This window comes from Acinetobacter sp. YH12251 (assembly GCF_013417465.1).
Classification (GTDB): Bacteria; Pseudomonadota; Gammaproteobacteria; order Pseudomonadales; family Moraxellaceae; genus Acinetobacter; species Acinetobacter amyesii.
Genome location: NZ_VPDZ01000003.1, coordinates 288844 through 297093 on the forward strand (window position 1 = coordinate 288844; position 8250 = coordinate 297093).

6 protein-coding genes and 1 rRNA gene are annotated in these 8250 nt (G+C 41.3%); 2 read left to right on the forward strand and 5 right to left on the reverse strand.

The features are described 5' to 3' along the window. Nucleotides 1-234: 234 nt before the first annotated feature. Both shiA and FTV27_RS04625 read left to right on the forward strand, forming a co-directional pair. Nucleotides 235-1551 (forward strand): shikimate transporter, encoded by a 1317-nt coding sequence (gene shiA / locus FTV27_RS04620; protein ID WP_180077231.1) that lies wholly within the window; start codon nt 235-237, stop codon nt 1549-1551. A 29-nt stretch (nt 1552-1580) separates the two neighbouring features. Further along, a complete protein-coding gene (locus tag FTV27_RS04625; RefSeq protein WP_180024215.1) occupies nt 1581-1937 on the forward strand; it encodes a RidA family protein in 357 nt (118 codons plus the stop codon). A gap of 63 nt (nt 1938-2000) precedes the next feature. Here FTV27_RS04625 and FTV27_RS04630 read toward each other — a convergent pair whose 3' ends face one another. The 5 genes from FTV27_RS04630 to rrf form a co-directional block, all read right to left on the reverse strand. Beyond that, nucleotides 2001-2543: a DUF2726 domain-containing protein gene (locus FTV27_RS04630; protein WP_078189487.1), complete on the reverse strand. Its 543-nt coding sequence runs from the start codon at nt 2541-2543 to the stop codon at nt 2001-2003. Between the two features lie 434 nt (nt 2544-2977). Continuing rightward, nucleotides 2978-5389: a YgiQ family radical SAM protein gene (locus FTV27_RS04635; protein ID WP_180077203.1), complete on the reverse strand. Its 2412-nt coding sequence runs from the start codon at nt 5387-5389 to the stop codon at nt 2978-2980. A 229-nt stretch (nt 5390-5618) separates the two neighbouring features. Beyond that, entirely contained in the window at nt 5619-6449 is an 831-nt protein-coding gene (locus tag FTV27_RS04640) for a M48 family metallopeptidase (protein ID WP_180077205.1), read from the reverse strand. 315 nt (nt 6450-6764) lie between these two features. Further along, on the reverse strand, nt 6765-7964 hold the full coding sequence (locus tag FTV27_RS04645; RefSeq protein WP_180077207.1) for an MFS transporter: 1200 nt from the start codon (nt 7962-7964) through the stop codon (nt 6765-6767). A 171-nt stretch (nt 7965-8135) separates the two neighbouring features. Further along, nucleotides 8136-8250: ribosomal RNA gene (rrf, locus tag FTV27_RS04650) — 5S ribosomal RNA — on the reverse strand.

An 8250-nucleotide genomic window follows, 5' to 3' on the forward strand; every position in this document is an offset into this window, starting at 1 on the left:
AACTTCAAGAAGATCGTATTTGCTTAAGATTTAGGCAGAAGAACAAAATTAAAGCAATTTGCTATTCACAAAGCCTAAAATTAGAGTACTCTATCAGCGCACTACATTATCCGTGTATGCGCTGAGATGCTGAAAATCACCTTTACTTTCAGCATGCTGTCCTGTGATTGGCGTGACGATCAAATCCGAATATTACAGGGCAACTCTGTTGTCAATCATGGAATACCCCGCTGTATGCCTTCTGCAAAATCTGCTCCAAATCCTCAAAATATTTCACAAAATCAAGAACAACGTGCGCGTAAAGCCGCATTAAGTAGCTTCATTGGTGCCGTAGTCGATTGGTACGATTTTTTACTTTATGGCATTGTTGCCGCACTCATTTTCAAAGATCAGTTTTTCCCCAGTATTGGCAACAATATGGGAACCTTGGCAGCCTTGGCGACCTTTGGCGTCGGCTTCCTGTTCCGCCCCTTAGGCGGCATTGTGTTTGGACATTTTGGTGACAAACTGGGTCGGAAAAAAATGTTGGTGCTCACCGTGATCCTGATGGGCATTTCGACTGTCGGTATCGGTTTATTACCCAATTTTGCGGCCATCGGTTGGTGGGCCCCGATCCTACTCGTAACACTTCGGGCAATACAGGGTTTTGCTGTCGGTGGTGAATGGGGCGGCGCTGCCCTGATGGCTGTAGAAAATGCCCCGAAAGGCAAAAAAGCCTTCTACAGTAGTGGTGTACAAATTGGCTATGGCGTCGGACTCGTTCTGGCAACAGGCGCTGTGTCGTTAATTATTGCCACTTTGGGTGAAGATGCTTTTGCCGATTGGGCGTGGCGAATTCCCTTTATTGCCAGTATTGTCTTGCTGGCTATCGCAATGTGGATTCGACGTGATCAAGACGAATCTCAAGAATTCGTCGACCATGTGGTCAAAGCTCAACAAACGCCACAAAAATTACCGATTCTGCAAGCGATTAGCCAACACCCCAAAGCCTTTTTCTACATTATTGCGCTGCGCTTGACCGAGTTACTCACCATGTATTTGGTGACGAACTTTGCACTGAATTATTCCACCGCTCAATTGGGCATGGACAAACAGTTCTTCCTCAATATCACCTTAATGGTTGGTGCCATTAGCTGCTTCAGCATTCCGCTCTTTGCGTGGCTAGCAGATCGATTTGATCATCGTAAAATGTGTGTTCTGGGTGGATTGATTGGTGCGCTTTCTGCCTTTCCCTTCTTCATGGCCCTTGATGCACAAAATACTTGGCTGATTATTGTCGGTGCAATTTTCCTTGCCAATATTGCCCATGATATGGTGGTGAGTGTACACCAGCCGATTTTTACCTCCTTGTTTGGTACCGCCTATCGCTACAGTGGCGCAGGTGTCGGCTATCAAGTGGCTAGCATTATCGGTGGTGGCTTTACCCCAATGATTGCAGCAGCTTTGGTGATTTGGGGTGATGGTTCATGGCATTATGTGGCAATCTACCTTGCTGTCGGCTGTTTATTGACGGCCTTAGTTGCAGCTACGATGCCTAAAACTCAAGATTAAGTGCTCTTTTTGCTTTCAGGATATTCCGCATGACCATCCAACGCCTGCATGTTTCAAAACGCTTTTCCGAAATCGCTATTTCTGGTCAATTGGTTCATTTGGCAGGTCAATTGGCAACAGACCTTGATTTAGACATCAAAGGACAAACACAGCAAACATTTGAGATCATTGATCAATTTCTTGCAGATGCCGGTACAGATAAAAGCCACATTATGTCAGTGACCATTTATCTTAAAGATATTGAACAGGATTATGCCGCATTCAATGAGGTATGGGATACGTGGGTGTCAGACATTGAAGCATTACCCAGAACTTGTGTTGAAGCCAAATTATACGACCCGCGTGTACTGGTAGAATTAACCGTCGTAGCCGTTAAGCCTGAATAATCATTAAAAAAAGCATGTCTAAAGACATGCTTTTTTTTGCAAAAGATTTTGCTCTTTGAATCCCTAAGATCCAATAATTTTGATCTTTTTACGTTCCAAATCTGAATATAAATGATATTTTTTCAGATCATTAACCGGTACAAATGGCGCTTGTACACGCTGCTCATTTAAGAAATCTTCGCGTAATTGAACGTACTCAGGCACATCATCATAACGAATGACCCGATAGCCTGCCAAAGCGAGCAAAGCATCTTGATATTGCGACTGCTGCATCCGTTTTAGCACCATCGGATCATCTAAAGCGACGATCGCCAAGATCTGATGCTGTTCATCTAAGACGACAAAGTCCGCCACCATATTTCGATACTTGTTCCGCGTACGATAATATTTCGTGGTCAACAGTGCATCAAAAGACACATGCGCGAGGATCGTATGCTTAGGCAAAATTTCTTTTAAACGCGTGTAGGTTAATTGCTCATTAATGTTGAAAATAGCACGTTGTTTCAATGCGCTATCTTGTTGCTTAGAATCACCTTCTAAACTTTTCCAAGCCATTATGAGCACACAGAAGAGTAAAATACTCCCTATTACTATGTATATAGTCATCTCATAATCCTTTATATTTCTTATATTTTTGGTTTTTGACATACTTCTTATGAAGACGAAGTATACAACCAGTATTATTTTTTTAATTTCCTATTAAAAAAAATAACTCTAACTTTCACACAATACGTATTTAAACTGACAAAAAGTTGCAAACTTAAAGCGTTAAACATCACATGCCACTTCGTTCAGAGTAATAGCATCCATTGCTATATACAGATACTTTAGATCATTCGCTAAAACGACAGCAAGTGCATTTCCTCTCACTGTCAGACAATTCCGATAAGCTGTCAAATTTTGCTCGTATTTCATTGAGATAACCGACGCACAGATAGCATTGAGCTTGTAACAACATATAAAAATGCAAACTGTCTTATGCTGCCGAGCATAACACCCATAAAAAAAGACACCGAAGTGTCTTTTTTTATTTAATCATTTTAAGCGCGCGATTTAGGCTTCGATTTTCCTTTAGGTTTCGGACCGCCAAAAGGTTTTTTCGCATCACCCGTTTCACGCGGCGGCAGACCAGTATGCTGCGTCAAGATTTGACCGCGCTCAGGACGCTTCTTGGTATTTGAAGAACGCGATTGAGCAGCCTTCGTCCGATTACCTTGTTCGCCTGTACGTTTTTGTGAATCACCCGCAATGCTTGAGTTCTTTTTACGTGCAGATTGGTATTGGCCCTCAGCACTACCCGCAGGCTGATACGTCGGAATCAAATGCTGTTTTGAGTTCCCTATCAGATCCTGACGCCCCATTTCTTTAAGCGCTTCACGTAGCAACGGCCAGTTATTTGGATCATGGTAACGTAAGAAGGCTTTATGCAAACGGCGGCGTTTTTCACCTTTCACGATATCGACATTTTCAGTATAACGCGCCACTTTAGCCAGCGGGTTTTTACCGGTGTAATACATGGTCGTTGCAGTCGCCATTGGTGATGGATAGAAGGTTTGCACCTGATCGGCACGGAAACCATTCTTCTTCAGCCAAATCGCCAAGTTCATCATGTCATAGTCCGTCGTACCCGGATGCGCTGCAATAAAGTAAGGAATGAGATACTGCTCTTTCCCTGCTTCCTTACTGAAACGATCAAACATTTGTTTGAAACGGTCATAGGTCCCGATCCCCGGTTTCATCATCTTCGATAATGGACCTTTTTCGGTATGTTCAGGCGCAATCTTCAAGTAACCGCCGACGTGATGTGTCACCAATTCTTTGACATATTCTGGGTTTAACACCGCAAGGTCATAGCGTAAACCAGAACCGATCAGAATCTTTTTAATCCCCGGCAATGAACGCGCTTTACGGTATAACTGGGTTAAAGGCGCATGATCGGTATGTAAGTTTTGACATACACCCGGGAATACACACGACGGCTTACGGCAGTTCTTTTCAATCTCAGGATCTTTACATGCCAAACGGTACATATTGGCCGTTGGACCGCCTAAGTCAGAAATGATCCCAGTAAAACCCGGTGCGGTATCACGAATTTTTTCAACTTCACGCAAAATCGATTCTTCAGAACGGTTTTGAATGATACGCCCTTCATGCTCTGTAATTGAGCAGAAGGTACAGCCGCCAAAACAGCCACGCATAATGTTTACAGAGAACTTAATCATGTCAAAAGCAGGAAAACGCGCTTCACCATACGCAGGATGTGGCAGACGCGCATACGGCAAGTCAAACACATAATCCATTTCTTCTGTAGTCAATGGAATCGGCGGCGCATTCAGCCAAACATCACGCTCACCATGCTTTTGCACCATCGCGCGCGCATTGCCCGGATTGGTTTCCAAATGCAAAATACGGTTGGCATGTGCATACAGTACAGGATCATTCGCCACATCTTCATAGGCAGGTAAACGAATCACCGCCAATTCACGCGGCGGCAATTTATGCTTAATGGCTTTTGATGCAGGCTGCAGCTGCACGATTTGCGTGTCGGCGTCTAAGTTATCACCTTCACGAACAATCGGATTTGCTACCGCTTCTTTTTGGAAGCCTTGATATTGCGTAACGCTGTCTTTGCCTTTTTCGATTTCACAGCCTTCAAGGTCTTCGGTCATCACATAAGGGTTAATGATCGGATCGACACGGCCAATCGCATCGACATCATTCGATGCGATTTCAACAAACTTCGCTTTTGAAGCTCGGTTATTTTTATTCACAATAAATGCAGTACCGCGAACATCCGTAATCTCTTGGATTTTTTCACCGCGGGCCAAACGATGCATGATTTCCGTGATTGAACGTTCACCATTACCATACATCAATAGATCGGCTTTCGAGTCCATCAATACTGAACGGCGGACTTTGTCTGACCAATAATCATAATGTGCAATACGGCGCAGCGAGGCTTCAATACCGCCCAATAATACAGGCACATCTGGATAAGCTTCACGCACACGTTGGCAATATACCGTTGCTGCACGGTCTGGACGTTTATTCGGTTGATTATCCGGAGAATAGGCATCATCTGAACGGATTTTACGGTCAGCTGTATAACGGTTGATCATCGAATCCATGTTGCCGGCAGTCACGCCCCAAGCAATATTCGGTTTACCCAATACACGGAAGGCTTCTACATTGGTCCAGTCTGGCTGAGCAATAATCCCGACACGGAAGCCTTGCGCTTCAAGGGTACGGCCGATGATCCCTGAACAGAATGATGGATGATCGATATACGCATCGCCACAAACCAAAATAAAGTCGCAGCTGTCCCAACCGAGTTGATCCATTTCTTCGCGTGACATCGGCAAAAATGGCGCAGGGTCAAAACAAGACGCCCAATATTTGTCGTAATCAAACAACGCTTTTGGCGCAGTCTGCATAGTATAAGCAGTAGACATGGCTAGCAATTCTCGGCTGGCAGATGGAATGATCTGAAAAAAGATCAAAGAAGATGAAAGCCGATCATTTTACCATGAATTCCATTCATCATGCTTGATTATAATTTATACAATAGCTACAGAATCATTGAATTGTTTTATATAGACATCAGATGTAAAAGTGCTGTAGCACGACTATAAAACAAGATTTAAATAAATCATTTGTAACTTTGCTTTAGTTTAAATCAATCTAGAATGTGCCATGAGTTATCGCATTTTTATTCAACATTACGGCCTGCGCCTGTTGAAATTGAATGTGCATTCCAGGTAAATATTTTTCAATATAAATCTTACGCTTATCTATATTGTCTTGAGTCATCAATGGTTTTACATCAAGCATTTGACGGCGTGTCGTTTCCTGCTGATATTTTTGCCAAAAAATCAATGCTGCATTTTGATCAAAGCCCGCTTTCGACATCAGATCAAGTGCAAGAACATCAGCTTCTAGTTCAAATTTTGAAACTTTAGGCAGAAAAACCACTTGCCCAGTCACACTACTGGCAGCCGTTGCAAGCGCGCCGATACCCGCAGTTGAAGAAATCATCGCCACCTGACTTGCAAACAGCAAAGAAATCTTTTCACGATGATGATCACGTAATGCATGTGCCATTTCATGCGCCATCACAAATGCCAATTCATCTTCAGTCAGCTTTAAACTCCAATACAAACCCGTGTTAATGACAATTTTCCCACTCGGGAAACCATGTGCATTTAAATCTTTATTGAGATTCCCACTGACTTGCCAATCCCATTGACTCGAACCATGGCGGTAAAACTCCGCATTTTGCTTAAGTTTATTTAAAATTTGATCCAATTTCGGATCTATGATCAAAAGTTGCTTGTTTTTCGCTTGATGAATAAATTGTTGATAGGTTCTATCTGCCTGTTTAGTTAATAACTTTTGAGGAACGATAAAAAACTGTTTACGCTCTGCACCTGCTGGCCCTAAATTCGTGGTATTTGCATAAGCTGAGATTAAGATAAAAACCAAAGCCATCATTAAAATAGTTATATTTCTCATAATCACCTTCAGTTTAAAACCAATGATGATCTATATATAATTCCAACTAAAAATAAATGAAAAAAAATACGAAAAATACATATAAATGATAAATATCAAAAACTTGAAAATATATTAGCTTTTAAAAATGATAACCAAAAATATTTTATTTATTATATTGTGATGTATTTCATTATTATGAGGCACCTTTTAAAAGAAATATTAGACCAAAGTTGTATAATCATAAAAATAGTAAATTCAGCCATTTTTATAGTGTTATTTATATTAAAAAATAGATGTAAAACGAATATTAAATAATAGCTTATTCACATATTTCTATTTTAATTTATTCAATTGTATTGCTAAAAATAAACCGATCATCAAAATAACAGCAATAAAACTCGTCAAACCCATCCAACCAGACATTTCCCAAACCAAACCACTACTGCTACCCAAAATACTAGAACCTAAGTAATAGCAAAATAAATATAAAGATGAACCTACGGCACGGTATTGCAGGGATTGAACTGATACCCAACTACTTGCAGTGGAATGCGCTGCAAAAAAAGCGAAAGTGAATACAATCAGCCCCAAAATGACTGACCAAAATGCCGGAATGAGTATAATCAACAGCCCCAACAACATCATGATCAGCATTGCAGGTAAAACTTTTTCACGCCCAAAGCGTTTCCCCCAACTTGCAGCCCGAGGTGAACTATATATTCCTGCCAAATAAGCTATGGAAATTAGCCCAATCCAAGTTTGAGAAAGTTGATAAGGTTCTTCTAATAGGTGGTAGCTCATATAATTAAATATAGAGACAAAACATCCCATGAGGATAAAACCTTGAAGGAATAAGATTCTAAGCTTAGGATCTACTAAATTTTTAACGAAAGATTCATAAAATCGGTTGAAACGAATGGGATAAGCTTGAAAATGTTGAGATGCCGGAAGTAATAAAAAGAACGCTGTTGCTATACATAGATTAATGATGCCGATAATCATCATGGCATTTTGCCAACTAATATAATCAATCAATACCCCGGCAATGAGACGGCCGCCCATTCCTCCAATTGCGGTACCCGATATATATAGGCCCATTGCACACCCTATATCTTTTTGCGCAATTTCTTCACCTATATAAGTCATTGCAACAGCAGCTACACCACTAACACTTAAACCAATCAGCACGCGATTCAGTAGAAATACTTCCCAAAGTGGAAATATAAAACTGATTATTAAAAGTGACGCCGCCAAAAATAAAGCGGTGACCATCACAGGCTTGCGTCCAAATCGATCTGAAATCAAACCGGTGAAAAGTAGCCCTATCGCTAAAGCAATAGTAGAAAAAGATAAAGGAAAACTGCTATGTGTCGGGCTGACATGAAAGAAATCCGCAAAAATGGGCATCATCGGTTGTACACAATACAACGATGAAAAGATTGCGAAGCCTGCTAAAAATAAAGAAAATAAAATGGCAAGAAATGGTCGTGTGCCATATTCAATATATGGAGAAATTGAGGCTAAATTAGACATGAGCTTTCCATCAATGACACGGATAGTATACGCCTTTCAGCCTTTAATTTAAAAATCACATAAAAATGAATGAAGAATTCTTTATTTTCTTCTCTCTTCTCCATTTCTTTCCATTTTTTCCACACATAAAAAAACACCCCCTGGACTAGTCAGGGGGTGTTTCGAATAATGAGCTGGCGATGACTTACTCTCACATGGGTAACCCCACACTACCATCAGCGCTAAGAGGTTTCACTTCTGAGTTCGGGAAGGGATCAGGTGGTTCACTCTTGCTATTGTCGCCAGC

Excerpts from the sequence above, each read along its gene's own strand:
- shiA (WP_180077231.1), top strand. The coding sequence starts at position 235 with ATGCCTTCTGCAAAATCTGCTCCAAATCCTCAAAATATTTCACAAAAT.
- FTV27_RS04625 (WP_180024215.1), top strand. The coding sequence starts at position 1,581 with ATGACCATCCAACGCCTGCATGTTTCAAAACGCTTTTCCGAAATCGCT.
- FTV27_RS04630 (WP_078189487.1), bottom strand. The coding sequence starts at position 2,543 with ATGACTATATACATAGTAATAGGGAGTATTTTACTCTTCTGTGTGCTC.
- FTV27_RS04635 (WP_180077203.1), bottom strand. The coding sequence starts at position 5,389 with ATGTCTACTGCTTATACTATGCAGACTGCGCCAAAAGCGTTGTTTGAT.
- FTV27_RS04640 (WP_180077205.1), bottom strand. The coding sequence starts at position 6,449 with ATGAGAAATATAACTATTTTAATGATGGCTTTGGTTTTTATCTTAATC.
- FTV27_RS04645 (WP_180077207.1), bottom strand. The coding sequence starts at position 7,964 with ATGTCTAATTTAGCCTCAATTTCTCCATATATTGAATATGGCACACGA.